The 16,803-nt window shown below is 67.0% G+C and carries 11 protein-coding genes and 5 pseudogenes; 7 read left to right on the top strand and 9 right to left on the bottom strand.

All coding sequences use genetic code 11. From position 1 onward, the window contains the following. Positions 1 to 54 precede the first annotated feature (54 nt). Positions 55 to 543 carry a peptide-methionine (R)-S-oxide reductase MsrB gene (gene msrB, locus NHF48_RS17400; protein ID WP_253071808.1) on the top strand — a complete coding sequence of 163 codons (489 nt, stop codon included), beginning with the start codon at positions 55 to 57 and terminating at the stop codon, positions 541 to 543. Positions 544 to 918: 375 nt separating this feature from the next. Here msrB and NHF48_RS17395 read toward each other — a convergent pair whose 3' ends face one another. The 3 genes and pseudogenes from NHF48_RS17395 to NHF48_RS25345 all read right to left on the bottom strand — a co-directional run. Beyond that, positions 919 to 1,542: a CHAP domain-containing protein gene (locus NHF48_RS17395; RefSeq protein ID WP_253071807.1), complete on the bottom strand. Its 624-nt coding sequence runs from the start codon at positions 1,540 to 1,542 to the stop codon at positions 919 to 921. Positions 1,543 to 1,679: 137 nt separating this feature from the next. Continuing rightward, on the bottom strand, positions 1,680 to 2,987 hold the full coding sequence (locus NHF48_RS17390) for a leukotriene A4 hydrolase C-terminal domain-containing protein (RefSeq protein ID WP_342454681.1): 1,308 nt from the start codon (positions 2,985 to 2,987) through the stop codon (positions 1,680 to 1,682). Positions 2,988 to 3,035: 48 nt separating this feature from the next. Further along, a pseudogene (locus NHF48_RS25345) lies at positions 3,036 to 3,083 on the bottom strand (hypothetical protein); the annotation flags it as partial. Positions 3,084 to 3,417: 334 nt separating this feature from the next. Between NHF48_RS25345 and NHF48_RS25340 the strand changes: the two are divergent. Then, positions 3,418 to 3,546 carry a hypothetical protein gene (locus NHF48_RS25340; RefSeq protein WP_342454680.1) on the top strand — a complete coding sequence of 43 codons (129 nt, stop codon included), beginning with the start codon at positions 3,418 to 3,420 and terminating at the stop codon, positions 3,544 to 3,546. A gap of 270 nt (positions 3,547 to 3,816) precedes the next feature. On the opposite strand, the gene NHF48_RS17385 is transcribed toward NHF48_RS25340, so the two are convergent. Further along, a complete protein-coding gene (locus NHF48_RS17385) occupies positions 3,817 to 5,205 on the bottom strand; it encodes an MFS transporter (RefSeq protein WP_342454679.1) in 1,389 nt (462 codons plus the stop codon). Further along, positions 5,202 to 6,030: pseudogene (locus tag NHF48_RS17380) on the bottom strand (SDR family NAD(P)-dependent oxidoreductase). Before NHF48_RS17380 ends, NHF48_RS17385 begins: the two are co-directional and overlap by 4 nt. A gap of 130 nt (positions 6,031 to 6,160) precedes the next feature. Here NHF48_RS17380 and NHF48_RS17375 point away from each other — a divergent pair. Beyond that, on the top strand, positions 6,161 to 6,949 hold the full coding sequence (locus NHF48_RS17375; protein WP_121904437.1) for an SDR family oxidoreductase: 789 nt from the start codon (positions 6,161 to 6,163) through the stop codon (positions 6,947 to 6,949). 167 nt (positions 6,950 to 7,116) lie between these two features. On the opposite strand, the gene NHF48_RS17370 is transcribed toward NHF48_RS17375, so the two are convergent. After that, on the bottom strand, positions 7,117 to 9,372 hold the full coding sequence (locus NHF48_RS17370; RefSeq protein ID WP_120299452.1) for an NADP-dependent malic enzyme: 2,256 nt from the start codon (positions 9,370 to 9,372) through the stop codon (positions 7,117 to 7,119). A gap of 220 nt (positions 9,373 to 9,592) precedes the next feature. Here NHF48_RS17370 and mutS point away from each other — a divergent pair. The 3 genes and pseudogenes from mutS (at position 9,593) to NHF48_RS17355 (ending at position 13,964) form a co-directional block, all read left to right on the top strand. Next, positions 9,593 to 12,173 (top strand): annotated as a pseudogene (gene mutS, locus NHF48_RS17365) (DNA mismatch repair protein MutS). Between the two features lie 327 nt (positions 12,174 to 12,500). Further along, the gene (locus tag NHF48_RS17360) at positions 12,501 to 13,466 is read left to right on the top strand and encodes a cation diffusion facilitator family transporter (protein ID WP_253071806.1); all 966 of its coding nucleotides are present in this window, start codon (positions 12,501 to 12,503) and stop codon (positions 13,464 to 13,466) included. A gap of 51 nt (positions 13,467 to 13,517) precedes the next feature. Further along, on the top strand, positions 13,518 to 13,964 hold the full coding sequence (locus NHF48_RS17355) for a hypothetical protein (RefSeq protein WP_093398655.1): 447 nt from the start codon (positions 13,518 to 13,520) through the stop codon (positions 13,962 to 13,964). A gap of 3 nt (positions 13,965 to 13,967) precedes the next feature. On the opposite strand, the gene NHF48_RS26130 is transcribed toward NHF48_RS17355, so the two are convergent. The 3 genes and pseudogenes from NHF48_RS26130 to NHF48_RS17345 all read right to left on the bottom strand — a co-directional run bounded on the left by NHF48_RS26130 (position 13,968) and on the right by NHF48_RS17345 (position 16,288). Further along, positions 13,968 to 14,813 (bottom strand): Nramp family divalent metal transporter, encoded by an 846-nt coding sequence (locus NHF48_RS26130; RefSeq protein WP_446741219.1) that lies wholly within the window; start codon positions 14,811 to 14,813, stop codon positions 13,968 to 13,970. 118 nt (positions 14,814 to 14,931) lie between these two features. Next, positions 14,932 to 15,201, bottom strand: a pseudogene (locus NHF48_RS26125) (Nramp family divalent metal transporter); the annotation flags it as partial. 462 nt (positions 15,202 to 15,663) lie between these two features. Continuing rightward, positions 15,664 to 16,288: pseudogene (locus NHF48_RS17345) on the bottom strand (DNA-3-methyladenine glycosylase family protein). Positions 16,289 to 16,348: 60 nt separating this feature from the next. Here NHF48_RS17345 and NHF48_RS17340 point away from each other — a divergent pair. Further along, a complete protein-coding gene (locus NHF48_RS17340) occupies positions 16,349 to 16,666 on the top strand; it encodes a 2Fe-2S iron-sulfur cluster-binding protein (protein WP_121885580.1) in 318 nt (105 codons plus the stop codon). The last annotated feature ends 137 nt before the right edge of the window (positions 16,667 to 16,803 follow it).

Below are 16,803 nucleotides of genomic sequence, written 5' to 3'. Positions count from 1 at the left end.
CGTAACCTTATCGGGTGGTTCGGCCGTACCTATATCCGAACCATGGAGACGAACATGACCCAGGACCGCCGCGCTTTCCTAACGCTTGCCGGAGCAGGCGTTGCCGGCTTCGCGCTTTGGGGGTGCTCGTCGCAGCCCGCGCAGGCCGCCGAGAGGTTCGAGGTGACGCTGACCGACGCGCAGTGGCGCAAGAAACTGTCGCCGGATGCGTATGATACGCTGCGCAAGGAGGGCACCGAGCGGCCCTATTCGAGCCCTCTCAACGGCGAGCATCGCGCGGGGATCTGCTCGTGCGCCGGGTGTGCATTGCCGAACTATTCGTCGAAGACCAAGTTCGAGAGCGGCACCGGCTGGCCGAGCTTCTGGCAGCCGCTGCCGAACGCGGTGCGGACGCGGGTGGATTCGACGATGGGGATGGCGCGAACCGAGGTGCATTGCCGGCGCTGCGGCGGTCATCTCGGCCACGTGTTCGATGATGGGCCGAAGCCGACGGGCAAGCGCTATTGCATGAATGGCGATGCGCTGACGTTCAAAACTGCTTGAGGGCGTTCAACTGAACGTGTTCGACACGTGACACTGTTGAGCAAAAAGAGTGTTCCCCCCGCGAAGGCGGGGGTCCAGACTGGGCTCCCGCCTTCGCGGGAGAACAAGAAGCTAAGCAGAGCAGTGATCTGCCCTAAAGCGCCGCCCCGGCGAAGGCCGGGGTCCAGTTGGGGGACGTTGCTAACGAAGGTGGCGGACTGTTCCTGCGACCTTTCCAACTGGGCCCCGGCCTTCGCTGGGGAGGTGCCCTTTGGGGAAAGGTGGAGGCGCCTAACTGCTAGGGGGCGGTCAGTAGCGAAACGCTAGACTAACGACGTAAGAAACAAGTGCCGTGGATGCCGGACCGAGCCCCGCACCCCACTGTAGAAACAAACCTCAGTTCGCCTCGTTCACCAGCGTGAAGATCCCACGCGCATCGGTCGGGCCGTGCTGGATCGTCGCAAGCTGCGCAGCATTGGCGCGCTGCGTTGCAGACACGGTGTGGCTAGCACTCGCCATCTGGAACGAAGGCTGCACCGGCGCATCAAGCGTATCGCCAGCAGGTGCGTGGCCCGAATAGATGAAGCCCTTGGTCGGATAGGCCGAGGTGCCGAGGTCGCCCTGCGGACCGTACCAGACCTTGACCATGCTCCAGTCGCCGGCCGGCGAGACGTCGACCGCGCGAACGTTGGTCTCGATCGCGCCGGGGCGCGACCAGTTGGCATGCGTAAGGAGAACTTCGCGGTCGCTGACGACCTTCGAGACCATCGCGACATGGCCGACGCGCATCCGCGATGTCGGCGAGAAGGCGAGGACCGAGCCGGCCTTCGGGGTGTGGCCACGCTCGTAACGACCCTCGGCCTGGCTCCACCAGGTGTTGGCGTTGCCGCGGATTTCGATGCCCGACACCGAGCGAGCGAACGTCACGCACTGCCAGAACTGAGCCGCAGCAGGGGTGGCCGTCATCAGGCCGCACGATACCACCAGCGCAAAACGCGCTGCTAACGCCTTGAAATTCATCGAGACCCCCCGGCCAAAACCCGTTTGTCGCATTCTGGCTACGGGAGGTTCGATTTAATTGGAACCCGTGCGGGAACCATATCCGACGAAGCGTGTTACCGCGCCGACCAACGCCCCGAATGGGCGCTCAAGGCGGCTCAGTTCATGAGTTTCCAACCGGTTATGCGGTCCACGGTGACCTGCGTGACCGCGTGATAGCCAGGCCGCGCCTTGCCGTAGATCTCCATCGCCAACTTGTGGCCCCAGTCACCGGAGTCCATCAGCTGCTGGAACAACGGCGCGACGAACTTCCGCCTGCCCTGCGAGGTCAGGAACTGCTCGGCCGACGCATCGGCGGGCGCATAGTGATTGGCGAGCGCGAGTTGCAGCCAGGCGAAGCGGATCTCGGCATTGCCGGTGGTGTTCCAGCCGAACGCGTCGTCTAGCGCGTTCAGCCGCTCGGCCGATAGTTTCCGCGGGAGCTGCGTGATGAACCGCGTGATCTCCTGCGTCGTAGCCTTGCCGGGAACGGCGGACACGGGACCGCCAGCCGCATACGCCTTGGCCGCCGCGTCGACCGCGGGGAACGCGGCGGATGTCACATGCACCGCGTTCGCGGGGATGCCGGGCTGATAGACCCACGCATCGACGCCGATCGTCCTGGCTTCGGCGGGAGTCAGCAGCTTCGACTTGAGGTCGGCGAGGAAGCCGGCGCTGGTCTGAGGCTGGAAGGCGTGGCGGTCGAAATAGCTTCGAAGATACGCGTCCCACCGTGCGCGCCCAACCTGTTTCTCGATCGTGCGGAGGAACGCCGCGCCCTTGTCATAGGCGATCTGCGTCATGCCGTCGTCGGGATCGCGCGCGGCGTCGGGATCGAGGTGGAGCTGCGTGTCCTTCGCGGCGGGGCCACCCGCGTCCTTCACCGCGGCAAGCATGTCGGTCCAGGCGAGGTCGGCCTCCATGTCGGCGCGGCGCTTGCCGTAGAGCGCCTCCATGATCCGGTTCTCGAAATAGCTGGTGAAGCCTTCGTTGAGCCAGAAATCGTCCCAGGTCGCGTTCGTCACGAGGTTGCCAGACCAGCTGTGCGCGAGTTCATGTGCGATCAGCGAGACGAGGCTGCGGTCGCCGGCGATCGCGGTCGGCGTCGCGAAGGTGAGCGTCGGGTTCTCCATGCCGCCGAACGGGAACGACGGCGGCAGGACCAGCACGTCGTAGCGGCCCCAGCGATACGGACCGTACAGCCCTTCGGCGGCGGCGACGAACTTCTCGAGCTCGCCGAACTCGTACGCGGCCTTGGGGAGCGTCGCGGGTTCGGCCCAGATGCCGGTGCGCGGGCCGGTCGACTTGAACGCGATGTCGCCGACCGCGAGCGCGATCAGGTACGGCGCGACGGGCTTGTCCATCTTGTACTGGAATGTGCAGCGATCCGCGACGCAGGTCGGCTTGCCGGTCGCGAGCCCGCTCATAACGGCGGTGAGTTGCTTGGGAACGGCGATCTTCGCTTCCCAGGTTTGCCGGATGCCGGGGGAGTCCTGCGTCGGGATCCAGCTGCGGTTGAGGATCGCCTCGCCCTGGCTGAACAGGAACGGCTGCTTTTTGCCCGCGGTCTGCGCAGGCGTGAGCCATTGCAGCGCCTTCGCATCGGGCGACGAGGCGTAGGCGATGCGGATCTTCTTCGCGCCGTTGAGCGTGACGGTCAGCGGCGCGCCGTGGATCTTGTCGACCGCGCCGACCGAGTAGGGGCAGCGGCTTGCCGGCGGCGTCGGTGATGTTGACGATCTTCAAGCCGTTGTCGTCGAGCACGACCTGTTTGGCACCGGGGGCCGCGAGGATATCGAGCGTGGCGATGCCGCGGATAACGTGCGTGTCGAAGTCGGCGGCGAGATCTAGCGCGACATGCGTGACGCGCGCCTCGGCGGGGCGGGCATAGCTGTGCGGGTCGTGCGCGTCGGGGGTGGTGAGGATAGGTGCGATCGTCTGCGCGACGGCGGGGGATGCGAGGACGAGGGTCAGGGCGGTGGCTAGAGCGGGGATACGCATGGGAACTCCGATGTCGCCGTTCCAAGGGGGAAGGCCAAGCGTTGGTCCTACTGCCCTGCCACTCTCGCTGGAAGAGCGGCGATCACCGTCCTTCCCCCCCTCCCTGGAAGGGAGGGGGTTGGGGGTGGGTCGGCCTGTTGGCTGACGGAGCGATCGACAAGCGGCCGACCCACCCCCGGCCCCTCCCCTTTCAGGGAGGGGGGGAAGATTTAGCGGTCGATACCGGGTGTCGTTGCCAGTCTCGCCAGCCTTGCCTCATGCTCCACCCGCCCAAACGGAAACCGCGAGAAGAAGAATGCCGAGACGCACGCCAGCACGATATAAAGGCCCGCGTAAATCAGCGTGAGGCGATCGATCGTCCCCCACCGGCACGGTCCCCGGCGTAGCCTTCGCCGGGAACCCCGCCACCGCGAGAATCATCCCCGCGAAGAATATCCCGATCCCGCTCGTGCATTTCTGGACGAAGAACGACCCCGCGAAGAACACGCCTTCCGACCGCCTACCCGTCTTCGCCTCCGAATCCTCGACCACGTCGGCCATCATCGACGCGCCGAGGATGAACCCCGTGACGTTCGACGCGGTGCCGAGGATGAAGAACCCGAACAGCATCGGCAGTAGCGTGGACTCGCCGACGTCCGGAAACACGCCGAGCATCCGCAGCCAGTACGGCGAGGTATTGAGCGCCGCACCCAGCAGCACCGCGCCCATCGCCGCCTTGGGCTTGCTCCCCGTCCTGCCGAGCCGGGGCGCGGCGAGAAACGCGAGGAACACGCCCGAGAACAGCGCGATCGTCAGGTAGACGAACACCGGCCCCTTGAAGCCCCAGACATAGGTGTAGAGGTAGTTCGACATCGCGTAACTGATGCCCTGGATCGTGTACGCGCAAACGCCCGCCGCCATCAGGATCGCGAACGCGCGGTTCTTCACGGTCTGGCGGAGTTCGGCGAAGGACTCGCGGAGAGTCTGCTTGGCGATCGGCGGATTCGGCAGATGCCTGATCTCGTGATGCGTGCCGAGCGCGGAGACGAGGATCGCGACGCCGATGAAGATCGCCCCCGCCAACGCGAAGCCGCCGTATCCGGCGCGGTTGAGCAGGCCGTTCGGGAATGCCGCGGTCGGCGCGAGGAAATACTGGTACGCCGACAACAGCATCAGCAATCCGCCGACCCAGCCGAACAGATAGCGATACGCCATGATCCGCGTCCGCTCGTCATACCCCGAGGTGAGCTCGGGGGTCAGCGCGACCGAGGGGACCTCGTAGCAACTCACCGCGCTGCGCACGATCACCGCCATGACGAACAGCCAGATCAGCGTTTGCGACTCCGACATCACCGAGGGCGGGTTCCACAGCAGCAGCCAGCCGATCATGATCGGCAGCGCAGACGCGTACATCCACGGGTGCCGCCTGCCCCATTTCGTCCGCGTGCGATCGGAGAAGAAGCCCACCGCCGGATCGACGAACGCATCGATCAGCAGCGCCATCATGATGACGAGCCCGACGGTGGCGGACGGCAGCCCGACGACCTGGTTGTAGAACAACAGCAGGAACGTCCCGAACCCGGCGTCCTTCACCCCGTAAGCGACCGCGCCGAAGCCGTAGCTCGCCATCGTTCCGGTCGAGAGGCGGCGGGCGGGTGCCGTCATTTCAGTTTGTCGAGCATGGCGAACAGCGAGGGTTGCGCGGGGTCCCAGCTCGGCCGCGTACCGATCGTCATGCCGCCATCCACGAGGATGTGCGTGCCGGTGATGAAGCTGGCGTCGTCGCTCGCGAGGAACGCGACTGCGGCGGCGATATCCTCGCTGGTGCCGGGGCGGCGGATCGGCTGCGCGTCGGCAGCGATATGCGCGATCATCGCGTCCGCCTTGCTGGTCTTGGCGGCGTCGAGTTCGAGCGTGCGCGTGAAGATATTGGTGACGATGAAGCCGGGCACGACCGCGTTCACGCGGATCTTGTGCTGCGCGAGGTCGGCGGCCGCCTGTTTGGTGAGGTGGAGCACGCCGGCCTTGGCGGTGGAATAGGCGGTCGGCGCGTAGCCGGTGCCGAGTGCGGATACCGACGAGGTGTTGACGATCGCGCCGCCGCCGCGTTTCGCCATCAAGGGTGCTGCGTAGCGGATGCCGAGCGCGACCGAGCGCAGCAGCAGCGCCTGCGTGCGGTCCCAGTCCTCGGGCGAAATCTCGCCGATCGGGTCGCGTGAGCCGCCCGCGCCAGCGTTGTTGAACAGGATGTCGAGACCGCCCGCATCGTCGGCGGCCTGCATCAGCGCCTCGATATCGCTAGCCTGGAGCACGTCGGTGCGCTGGAACAGGATGCGGCCGTCGGACGCGTCGGCGATCGCGTGGCCACCGGCCTCGTCGATATCGCCGATCAGCACGGTCGCGCCTTCGTCGGCGAGGTCGCAGTGCGGTCGCTCGACCGATGCCGGACGCGCCGCCGGTCACAACGGCACGCTTGCCTGAAAACCTCACACGCTCTCTCCTAGTTTTTGGCAAGCATAGTACGGGCTTCGCACTCGTCAATGATGGCTGGTTCGAAAAACGGGTTTGCGGCGGGCGGCGCTCGGCGATACCAAGCGGGCAAACATTCGGAGGATGCGTGATGGATACGACCAACCTGTTCCGGCTCGACGGCCGCGTCGCGCTGATCACCGGCGGCAGCCGCGGGATCGGCAAGATGATCGCCGCCGGCTTCATCGCGCAGGGGGCCAAGGTGTATATCTCGTCGCGGAAAGCCGATGTGTGCGAGGCGGCGGCCGCGGAACTCGGGCCGAACTGCATCGCGTTGCCGCAGGATGTCTCGACGGTGGCGGGGTGCAAGGCGCTCGCCGCGCAGTTCGCCGAGCATGAGTCGCAGCTCGATATCCTCGTGAACAACGCGGGCGCGGCGTGGGGCGTGCCGTTCGAGGAGTTTTCGGAGGTCGGCTGGGACAAGGTCATGGACCTGAACGTAAAGTCGCCGTTCTTCCTGACGCAGGCGCTGCATGCCGCGCTGAAGGCTTCGGGATCGCGCGCGAAGCCAGCGAAGGTGATCAACATCACGTCGATCGACGGCCAGCGGCTGAACCCGTGGGAGACGTACAGCTATCACGCGTCGAAGTCGGCGCTGATCTACCTGACGAAGCGGATGGCGGCGCGGCTGGTGACGGACTCGATCAACGTCACCTCGATCGCGCCGGGCGCGTTTGCGAGCGACATGAACAAGGCGGCGCGCGATCACGGCGATGCGGTGGCGCAGGGGATCCCGGCGAAGCGGGTTGGCGTGGACGAGGATATGGCTGGGGCGGCGATCTACCTCGCAAGCCGCGCGGGGGATTATGTGATCGGCGAGACGATCACGGTGGACGGCGGCCTCGTCCACGCCTCGCTAGGCACAAGCATCGACGCCTAACTTCTGCGTCCCCTCGCCCCTCCGGGGGAGAGGGGAGGGAGGAGCACTTGCGACGGAAGGGAGAGGGGCTTTGGTATGAACCGTCCCGAGCCTCACTCCCCTCTCCCTTCCCACGGCAAGCGCCGCGGGCCCCTTCCCTCCTCCCCGGAGGGGCGAGGGAGTTTTAGTTAGCGCGCTATGCCGCCGGCAGCGAGCACTGCCAGCGTCACCAGTTCGCTCGCGGTCGACGTCATCGGCGCGACCTGAACCGGCTTTTCCATCCCGATGAGCATCGGCCCGATAACCGAGTCCCCACCCAGTTCCCGCAACAACTTCGCCGAGATATGCGCCGACTGAAGCCCCGGCATGATCAGCACGTTCGCCGGCCCCGAGAGCCGCGCAAACGGATAGTTCGCCAACTGTTTCGGATTCAGCGCGACATCCGGCGCCATCTCGCCCTCATACTCGAACCCGACCTTCCGCCCGTCGAGCACGGTCACCGCATCGCGGATATTGTCGAGCCACTCCCCCTTCGGATTGCCGAAGTTCGAATAGCTGAGGAACGCCACGCGAGGCTCATGCCCCATCCGCCGCGCGACCGCCGCGGTCTGCTCGGCGAAGTCGGCCAGCTGCTCGGCGGTCGGACGCTCGTTGACCGTGGTATCGGCAATGAACACCGTGTGGCTCTGCCCGACGAGCAGGTGGATACCGAACGGCGTCTTCCCCGCCGCCGGATCGATCACGCGATAAATCTGGCGCATCGTCTCGCCATAGGTGCGCGTGATGCCGGTGATCATCGCGTCGCCTTCACCGAGCTGGAGCAGCAGCGCGCCGAAGATGTTGCGGTCCTGGTTGACCATCCGCTCGCAATCGCGGCGCAGGTACCCGCGACGCTGGAGCCGCGAATACAGGAAGTCGACCATCCGGGGGACGAGCGGCGAGACGCGGCTGTTGTGGAGTTCGAAGCTCTCGGGATCGGTGACGCCGAGCGCGCGCAACCGGTCGGGCACGTCGTCGCGGCCGACCAGGACCGGCGTGCCATAGCCGCCTTCCTTGAACGCGATCGCGGCGCGGAGGACGACTTCTTCCTCGCCCTCGGCGAAGATCACGCGCTTGGGATGCGCGCGGGCGCCTTCATACGCCATCGACAACACCGACGTCGTCGGGTTGAGGCGGGCGCGGAGCGAGTGGCGATACGCTTCGATGTCGAGGATCGGCTTGGTCGCGACGCCCGAGGCCATTGCGGCTTTCGCAACCGCAACGGGGACGACTTCCATAAGGCGCGGATCGAACGGCGCGGGGATGATGTACGCCGGGCCGAAGCTGTGGCTTACACCGTATGCCGCGGCAACCTCCTCGGGCACGCGTTCGCGCGCGAGTTCGGCGATGGCGTTGGCGGCGGCGATCTTCATCGCGTCGTTGATGCCGGTCGCGCGGACGTCCAGCGCACCGCGGAAGATGAACGGGAAGCCGAGCACGTTGTTGACCTGATTCGGATAATCCGAGCGGCCGGTCGCGACGATCGCATCGGGACGCGCGGCCATCGCGAGTTCGGGGCGGATTTCGGGCTCGGGATTGGCCATCGCGAAGATGATCGGCGCGGGGGCCATGTCCTTGACCATCTCCGGCGTCAGCGAACCCGCTGCGGAGAGCCCCAGGAACACGTCGGCGCCGACCAGCGCCTCGGTCAGCGTGCGCGTCTCGGTGATCGCGGCGTGTGCCGACTTCCACTGGTCGACCCCGTCGCGGCCCTGGTAGATCACGCCCTTGCGGTCGCAGAGGATGACGTTGTCGCCGCGCACGCCCATCGCCTTCACGAGCTCGGTGCAGGCGATCGCCGCGGCGCCGGCGCCGTTGACGACGATCTTGACCTCGGACAGTTTCCGCCCCGTGAGCAGGCACGCGTTGATCAGGCCGGCAGCGGTGATGATCGCGGTGCCGTGCTGGTCGTCATGGAACACCGGGATGTTCATCCGTTCGCGCAGAGCCTGCTCGATGATGAAGCATTCGGGCGCCTTGATGTCCTCGAGGTTGATCCCGCCGAAAGTCGGCTCCATCAGCTCGACCGCGTCGATGAAGCGGTTCACGTCCTCGGTCTTCAGCTCGATATCGATCGCGTCGACGTCGGCGAAGCGCTTGAAAAGCACCGCCTTGCCCTCCATCACCGGCTTGGAGGCGAGCGGCCCGAGATTGCCCATGCCGAGGATCGCGGTGCCGTTCGAGATCACCGCGACGAGGTTTCCCTTCGCGGTATAATCGTAGACGGTCGCGGGATCGTCGTAGATCGCCTGCACCGGCACCGCGACACCGGGCGAATAGGCGAGCGCAAGATCGCGCTGCGTCGCCATCGGCTTCGACGCGATGATCTCGATCTTCCCCGGGCGACCTTCCGAGTGGAAGAGCAAGGCTTCGCGTTCGGAGAATTGCAGCGTTTCGTCGGACATGGGCGGGGCCTCTCTCTGTGGCCTGTGTCTTTACGCAGACGATGCCGCTTCGTCACCCCGGACACTTCGCCCATGTTCTCCTGCGAACGCAGGAGCCCAGGATCAAGCATCGCTGTCCCCTGGAACCCTGGGCTCCTGCGTTCGCAGGAGAACGGCGACGGATGACGAACCCGCAAAGTTTCGCTACCCGCCCCTGATGTCGCACCCCGCCCCTACCCCCATGATGACGCAGTATCTCGGCCTGAAGGCGGAGGCGCAGGATTGCCTGCTGTTCTACCGGATGGGCGATTTCTTCGAACTGTTCATGGACGACGCGCGGATCGCCGCGGGGGTGCTCGACATCGCGCTGACCGCGCGCGGCGAGCATGAGGGCAAGCCGATCCCGATGTGCGGCGTGCCCGTGCATGCGGCGACGGTGTACCTGCAACGGCTGATCAAGGCCGGGCACCGGGTGGCGATCGCCGAGCAGGTCGAAAGCCCGGCGGAAGCCAAGGCGCGCGGCGGATCGAAGGCGCTCGTCGCACGCGCGATCGTGCGGGTCGTGACGGCGGGCACGCTGACCGAGGAAGCGCTCCTCGACGCGCGCTCGGACAATTGGTGCGTGGCGATCGGCGAGGCGGGCGGGTTGGTGGCGATCGCCGCCGCAGACGTGTCGACCGGGCGCTTTGAGATCGTCGAGGTCGCAGGCGACGCGGTCGAGGCGGAACTCGCGCGGCTTGGCGGGGCCGAGGTTGTTGCGTCGGAGGCTAGCGCTTTCGAGGAGGCGGCTACCACGCTGCGGCCGAAGATCGACTTCGACAGTGGTGCTGGCGAGGCGAGACTCAAGCGGCTGTACGGCGTGGCAACGCTCGACGGGTTCGGGCAGTTCGGCCGCGCGGGGCTGGCCGCAGCCGGAGGTCTGGTCGCGTATCTGGAGCATAATGCGAAGGGCACGATGCCCTTCCTCCGCCCCCCTCGGATCGGCCGCGCGGCGGAGACGATGGCGATCGACGCCGCCACCCGCGAAAGCCTCGAGCTGACCTGCACCACCGGCGGCGTGCGCAAAGGCAGCCTGCTCGATGCGGTCGACCGGACCGTGACCGGCGCTGGCGCGCGGTTGCTCGGCGCGGATCTCGGCGCGCCATTGATGGACAAGGCGGCGATCGACGCGCGGCTCGATCTGGTGCGACTGTTCCACGACGACCAAGCGGCGCGCGAGCGGTTGCGCTCGACGTTGCGGGCCTTGCCGGACATCGGCCGCGCGCTCGGGCGACTGGCGGCAGGGCGCGGCGGCCCGCGCGATCTGGGGCAGTTGCGCGACGGCCTCGACGGCGCCTGGAGCCTAGGCGAGCGGATGGACGCGATCGTCGATCCGCCGGTGCTCCTGCGGGACATCGCGCCGCGGTTGCGCGGGCATGGCGCGCTGATCGACCTGCTCAAGCGCGCGCTGGTGCCGTCGCCCCCGATCGAGGCATCGGACGGCGGCTATATCGCGGCAGGCTATGACGCCGCGCTCGACGACCTGCGCGATGCAGGCGCTGGCGGGCGGCGGGCGATCGCCGCGCTGGAGGCGGAATTCCGCACCGCGACCGGCGTCACGGCGCTGAAGATCCGTCACAACGGCGTGCTCGGCTATCATGTCGAAGTCCCCGCGCGCGCGGCGGACCCGTTGATGAAGCCCGAGAGCGGCTTCACGCATCGTCAGACTCTCGCCGGCGTGGTCCGGTTCAATACCCCCTGCCCTGCACGAAGTCGCGGCGAAGGTGTCGCAGGCTGGCGCGCACGCACTGGCGGCGGAGGCGGCGCATCTGGAAGAACTGACCGCGCAGGCTCTGGCCGGGCGCGATGCGATTGCGGCGACCGCGGATGCCCTAGCGCGGCTCGACGTCGCGGCCGGGCTGGCCGAGCGCGCCGCGGAAGGCGCCTGGGCGCGACCTTCGCTGGTTGATCACGCGTGCTTCGAGATCGAAGGCGGCCGGCATCCGGTGGTCGAGGCGGCGGTGGCCAAGTCGGGCGATCGCTTCGTCGCCAACGACTGCAACCTGTCGGAAAACTCGCGGCTGTGGCTCGTCACCGGCCCGAACATGGGCGGTAAATCGACCTTCCTCCGCCAGAACGCGCTGATCGCAGTCCTTGCGCAGGCCGGGTCCTACGTGCCCGCGACCAAGGCCACGCTGGGTCTGGTCGACCGCCTGTTCAGCCGCGTCGGCGCGTCGGACAATCTCGCCCGCGGCCGCTCCACTTTCATGGTCGAGATGGTCGAAACCGCGGCGATCCTCGCGCAGGCGACGCCGCGGTCGTTCGTGATTCTCGACGAGGTCGGGCGCGGAACGTCCACCTATGACGGCCTCGCGATCGCCTGGGCGGTGGTCGAGGCGATCCACGAGGACAATCGCTGTCGCTGCCTGTTCGCGACGCATTACCACGAGCTGACGCGGTTGGCGGAGCGGTGCGAGGCGCTGTCCTTGCATCATGTCCGTGCGCGCGAGTGGAAGGGGGAGCTGGTGCTGCTCCACGAACTCGCCGATGGCCCGGCGGATCGGAGCTACGGGCTGGCGGTCGCGCGGCTGGCGGGGATGTCGCCGGTGACGGTGGCGCGGGCGAAGGCGGTGCTGGCGAAGCTCGAAGCCGGGCGCGCGAAGACCGGCGGGCTGGCGGCGGGGCTCGACGACCTGCCGTTGTTCGCGGCGGCGGCGCAGGTCGAGGAGGCGGCGTGCGACGTGCTGCGCGAGGATCTGGCGAAACTCGACATCGACGCGATGAGCCCGCGGGATGCGCTCGACGCGCTGTACCGGTTGAAGGCCTTGGCGAACGAGGGCTAACTCTCCGTCATGCCGGGCTCGTTCCGGCATCCACCGTTCCGCACATTCGAGAGAATTGCGTGCGCGGGACGGTGGGCCCCGGCCTCCGCCGGGGTGACGGAGTGGGTGAAACTGCTCCCCCTCCTTGGAAGGGAGGGGGTTGGGGGTGGGTCGGGTTCCGCATGTCCTTGCCGTCGCGACATAACCAGGCCGACCCACCCCCTGCCCCCCCCTTTCAGGGAGGGGGACCGTTGCGCTTCGGGCAGCGCGTGAGAATGCTCGCTCGCGTCCTAGTATCACACGATACGTCGATGCTAGGCGGCGGCCGAATTTAGCGGAGCGCGGGCTTTGGGCGGACATCATCACGGGCACGACCATTCGCATGGTCACTCACACGGCGGCGGCCACTCCCACGGCGGACATGGCCACAGCCACGCGCCCGCCTCGTTCGACCGCGCCTTTGCGATCGGCATCGGTCTCAACATCGTCTTCGTTGTCGTCGAAGCGATCGTCGGCCTGCGCATCGACTCGGTCGCGCTGCTCGCCGACGCCGGCCACAATCTGTGCGACGTGCTCGGCCTCGTCGTCGCGTGGGGCGGCACGATGCTCGCGCGCACCGCACCGACCAAGCGCTACACCTACGGGCTGAAGGGCTCGACGATCCTCGCCGCGTTGGCCAACGCGCTGCTGCTGCTGGTAGCACTCGGCGCGATCGTGCTCGAGGCGTCGCAGCGCTTCTCCGATCCTGCACCCACCGCCGGCCTCACCGTGTCGATGGTCGCGGGCATCGGCATCGCGGTCAATGCGTTCACCGCCTGGATGTTCGCACGCGGCCGCAAGGGCGACGTCAACATCCGCGGCGCGTACCTCCACATGGCCGCGGACGCGCTGGTGTCGGCGGGCGTGGTGATCGCCGGCTTCGTGATCTGGCGCACCGGCCTCACCTGGATCGATCCGGCGGTGAGCATCGTCATCGCGATCCTGATCTTCTGGCAGACCTGGGGCCTACTCCGCGAGACCGTCGAGATGTCGCTGTCCGCCGTCCCCCGCGGGATCGAGTTCGACCATGTCGACGAGGCGCTGTGCAGCCTGCCCGGCGTCACCGAGATCCACGATCTCCACATCTGGCCGATGAGCACCACCGAGCCCGTCCTCACCGCGCACCTGGTGATGCCCGCCGGACACCCCGGCGACCAATTCCTCAGCAACGCGAGGACGATGCTCCATGACAGATTCGGCATCGGCCACGCCACGTTGCAGGTCGAGACGGGAAGCGGCCACGACTGCTCGATGGCGGATAAAGCTACTGTTTGAACTTTTCCGGTGCGGCACGGGTTACCGTGTCACGCATCAGGAGATTATCCCATGAAGAAGCATCTTATCGCAGCGTTGATGTCGGTCGCCGTCGCAGCGCCGGCCATGCTGCCGACCGCCGCGACCGCGCAGCGTTACGACGATCGCCGCGACAACAACGATCGTCGCGATCGTGACGATCGCCGGTACGACAACGACCGCCGCGGCAACGATCGCAACTGGCGTGGCGACGACCGCAACTGGGATCCGTCGAACAGCTACCGCGACGGCAAGTACCGCGAGCGCCGCCTCAGCCGCAACGACCGCATCTATCGTGGTCGCGACGGCCGCGCCTATTGCAAGCGCAACGACGGCACCACCGGCCTCGTGATCGGCGCCCTCGGCGGCGGCGCGCTGGCCAACCTGATCGGTGGCGGCACGCTTGGCACGCTGGCGGGTGCCGGTGGCGGCGCCTTGCTCGGCCGCTCGGTCGACCGCGGCAACGTTAAGTGCCGCTGAGCTTCAGCCGACGCTAACGAAAAAGGAAGCGGCGGCCGAGCGATCGGCCGCCGTTTTCGTATCTACAGCATGCCGTACAGAAGCGTGCCGTTCAGCCCGATGATCACCGCCGCGATCACCCAGGCGAGGATCTTCAACCACGCCGGGCTGACCAGTTCGCCCATGATCGTGCGGTCGCCGGTAAACTTGACGAGCGGCACGACCGCGAACGGGAGCTGCAGGCTGAGCACGACCTGACTCAGCACCAGCAGCTTCGTCGCTCCCCGCATCGCCCGACGCACCGACCACGAATACCGCGGGCACGATCGCGAGCAACCGCGTTACCAGCCGCCGCGCCCAGACCGGCATGCGCAGGTTGAGGAACCCCTCCATCACGATCTGGCCGGCAAGCGTGCCCGTCACCGTCGAGTTCTGCCCCGACGCCAGCAGCGCGACCGCGAACAACACGCTCGCAGCGCCCATGCCGAGCATCGGCGCGAGCAGCTCGTACGCCTGGTCGATCTCGGCGACGTCGGTGCGCCCTGCAACGTGGAAGGTCGCAGCCGCGAGGATCAGGATCGCCGCGTTGATGAAGAACGCCAGTCCCAGCGCAACAGTGCCGTCGATCGTCGCCATCGTGATCGCGTCGCGCTTGCCCGCCGTGTCCTTGGCGAACGCGCGGGTCTGGACGATCGACGAATGGAGGTACAGGTTGTGCGGCATCACGGTCGCGCCGAGGATGCCGATCGCGATGTAGAGCATCGCCGGGTCGGTGACGATCTGCGTCGTCGGCACCAGCCCGCCGAGCACGCCCGCCCATTCGGGCCGCGCCAGGAACAGCTCGAAGACGAAGCAGCCGGCGATGATCACGAGCAACGCGACGACGAACGCCTCGAGCTTGCGGAACCCGAAGCGTTGCAGCGCGAGGGATCAGGAACACGTCGAGCGCGGTGAGCACGACGCCGTAGACCAAAGGCAGGCCGAACAGCAGCTTGAGCGCGATCGCCGTGCCGAGCACTTCGGCAAGGTCGCAGGCGATGATCGCGATCTCGCACAGGAACCACAGCGCGACCGAGACCGGCTTCGAATAATGCGCGCGGCAGGCCTGGGCGAGGTCCAGCCCTGCGACGATGCCAAGGCGTGCGGACAGGGCTTGCAGGACCATCGCCATCAGGTTCGACAGCAGCACGACCGACAGCAGCGTGTAGCCGAATGCGGAGCCGCCGGCGATGTCGGTCGCCCAGTTGCCGGGGTCCATATAGCCGACTGCGACGAGATATCCCGGCCCCACGAACGCGAACAGCCGCCGCCAGAACGACGCGCCTTCGGGGACGACGACGGTGCGGTGACTCTCGGCGAGCGAGTTGGCGAAGCCGGACGCGGGGAGATTGGGGGCTGACATCGGGGGCTGCTTTGCCGGAACGAGGGAGAGGGGACAAGGCGTGGCTGGCACGCCGGGCGACAATGCGTTCACCTCCGTCCCGTCACTCCAGGGATAACTGCGGTATTCCGGTTGGCGGGTGTAGCCATTCGAATGGAGAGATGCCGGCTTTCGCCGAGCCGACGTGTGCGTGCGTACACAACGAATATATGGGAAGCGTCTCCCCTCCCTGAAAGGGAGGGGCTGGGGGTGGGTAGGCCCGCTCGAGCCACCACCGTCCAAACATGCGGAAACCGACCCACCCCGCGCCCCTCCCTTCCAGGGAGGGGAGCAAGGAAGTCAAATCACCTTCATGTCCGCCTGGTAATGATGCCACGCGAAGATCGCCGCAGCACCGCGGTGCGGGCGCCACGCCTCCGCCACCTCTCGCGTCAGTTTCTCGCTCGGCCGTGTCTCGTGGCCCAGGATACGCCCGACCTCGATCTGGATCGCAAGGTCGCCCGCGGGCCAGATGTCCGTCCGCCCTTCCGCGAACAGCAGGTAGATCTCCGCCGACCAGCGACCGATCCCCTTCACGCGGACCAGCGCGGCGATCGCCTCCCTCGTCGTCCTCGGGCAGGTTGGTCAGGTCGAGCCGGCCGCTCGTCACCTCGTCGGCCAAGCTGCGTGCATAGCCGAGCTTCTGGCGCGACAGTCCGGCGCTCTTCAGCAACTCGTCGCTGGCGGCGGCGATCTTCTCCGGATCGCCTGCGCCGCCGACCACCGCGTCGAGCTTATTCCACACCGCCGCGGCCGAGGCGACGCTCACCTGCTGACCGACGATCGTCCGCAGCAACGTCGCGAAGCCGCGCTCGCTGATCCGGGGCGCGGGGTGGCCGGCATTGCCGACCGCGACCGCGAACGCCGGCTCGATTTCGCACAACGCCGCCATCGCGGTTTCGAGTTGCTCTGCGCTCAGGCCCATGATGCTTGATCCCTGGCTCGCGCAACGGCATGAACGCACGAAGATTTTTCGGAGAATGACATGCCCAAGCTTATCGTCGTGACGCGCGAAGGGGAAGAACGCGAGATCATCGGCGAGGCGGGCCTATCGGTGATGGAAGTCATCCGCGACGCCGGGATCGACGAGATCCTGGCGCTGTGCGGCGGCTGTTGCTCGTGCGCCACCTGCCACGTCCATGTCGACCCGGACTTTGCGGGCAAACTGAAGCCGATGGGGCCGGATGAGGATGATTTGCTCGATTCGACGAGTGACCGTGATGAGTTTTCACGACTGTCGTGCCAGATCGAACTGACTGATGGGCTCGATGGCCTAAAGGTCCGGATCGCCGAAGAGGACTGATTCCGCATGTCCCTCGCCCCCTCCGGGGGAGAGGGGAGGGAGGAGCCGTGGGCGACGGAAGGGAGAGGGGCGTTGGGATGAACCGTCCCGAGCCTCACTCCCCCTCTCCCTTCCCACCGCAAGTGCGGCGAGCCCCT

The organism is Sphingomonas sp. H160509, from assembly GCF_024124765.2.
Taxonomy (GTDB): domain Bacteria; phylum Pseudomonadota; class Alphaproteobacteria; order Sphingomonadales; family Sphingomonadaceae; genus Sphingomonas.
This window is presented reverse-complemented; position numbering and strand designations above follow the sequence as displayed.

Excerpts from the sequence above, each read along its gene's own strand:
- NHF48_RS17355 (WP_093398655.1), top strand. The coding sequence starts at position 13,518 with ATGAAGAAGCATCTTATCGCAGCGTTGATGTCGGTCGCCGTCGCAGCG.
- msrB (WP_253071808.1), top strand. The coding sequence starts at position 55 with ATGACCCAGGACCGCCGCGCTTTCCTAACGCTTGCCGGAGCAGGCGTT.
- NHF48_RS25340 (WP_342454680.1), top strand. The coding sequence starts at position 3,418 with ATGCGTGACGCGCGCCTCGGCGGGGCGGGCATAGCTGTGCGGGTCGTG.
- NHF48_RS17340 (WP_121885580.1), top strand. The coding sequence starts at position 16,349 with ATGCCCAAGCTTATCGTCGTGACGCGCGAAGGGGAAGAACGCGAGATC.
- NHF48_RS17390 (WP_342454681.1), bottom strand. The coding sequence starts at position 2,987 with ATGAGCGGGCTCGCGACCGGCAAGCCGACCTGCGTCGCGGATCGCTGC.
- NHF48_RS17370 (WP_120299452.1), bottom strand. The coding sequence starts at position 9,372 with ATGTCCGACGAAACGCTGCAATTCTCCGAACGCGAAGCCTTGCTCTTC.
- NHF48_RS17385 (WP_342454679.1), bottom strand. The coding sequence starts at position 5,205 with ATGACGGCACCCGCCCGCCGCCTCTCGACCGGAACGATGGCGAGCTAC.
- NHF48_RS17375 (WP_121904437.1), top strand. The coding sequence starts at position 6,161 with ATGGATACGACCAACCTGTTCCGGCTCGACGGCCGCGTCGCGCTGATC.
- NHF48_RS17395 (WP_253071807.1), bottom strand. The coding sequence starts at position 1,542 with ATGAATTTCAAGGCGTTAGCAGCGCGTTTTGCGCTGGTGGTATCGTGC.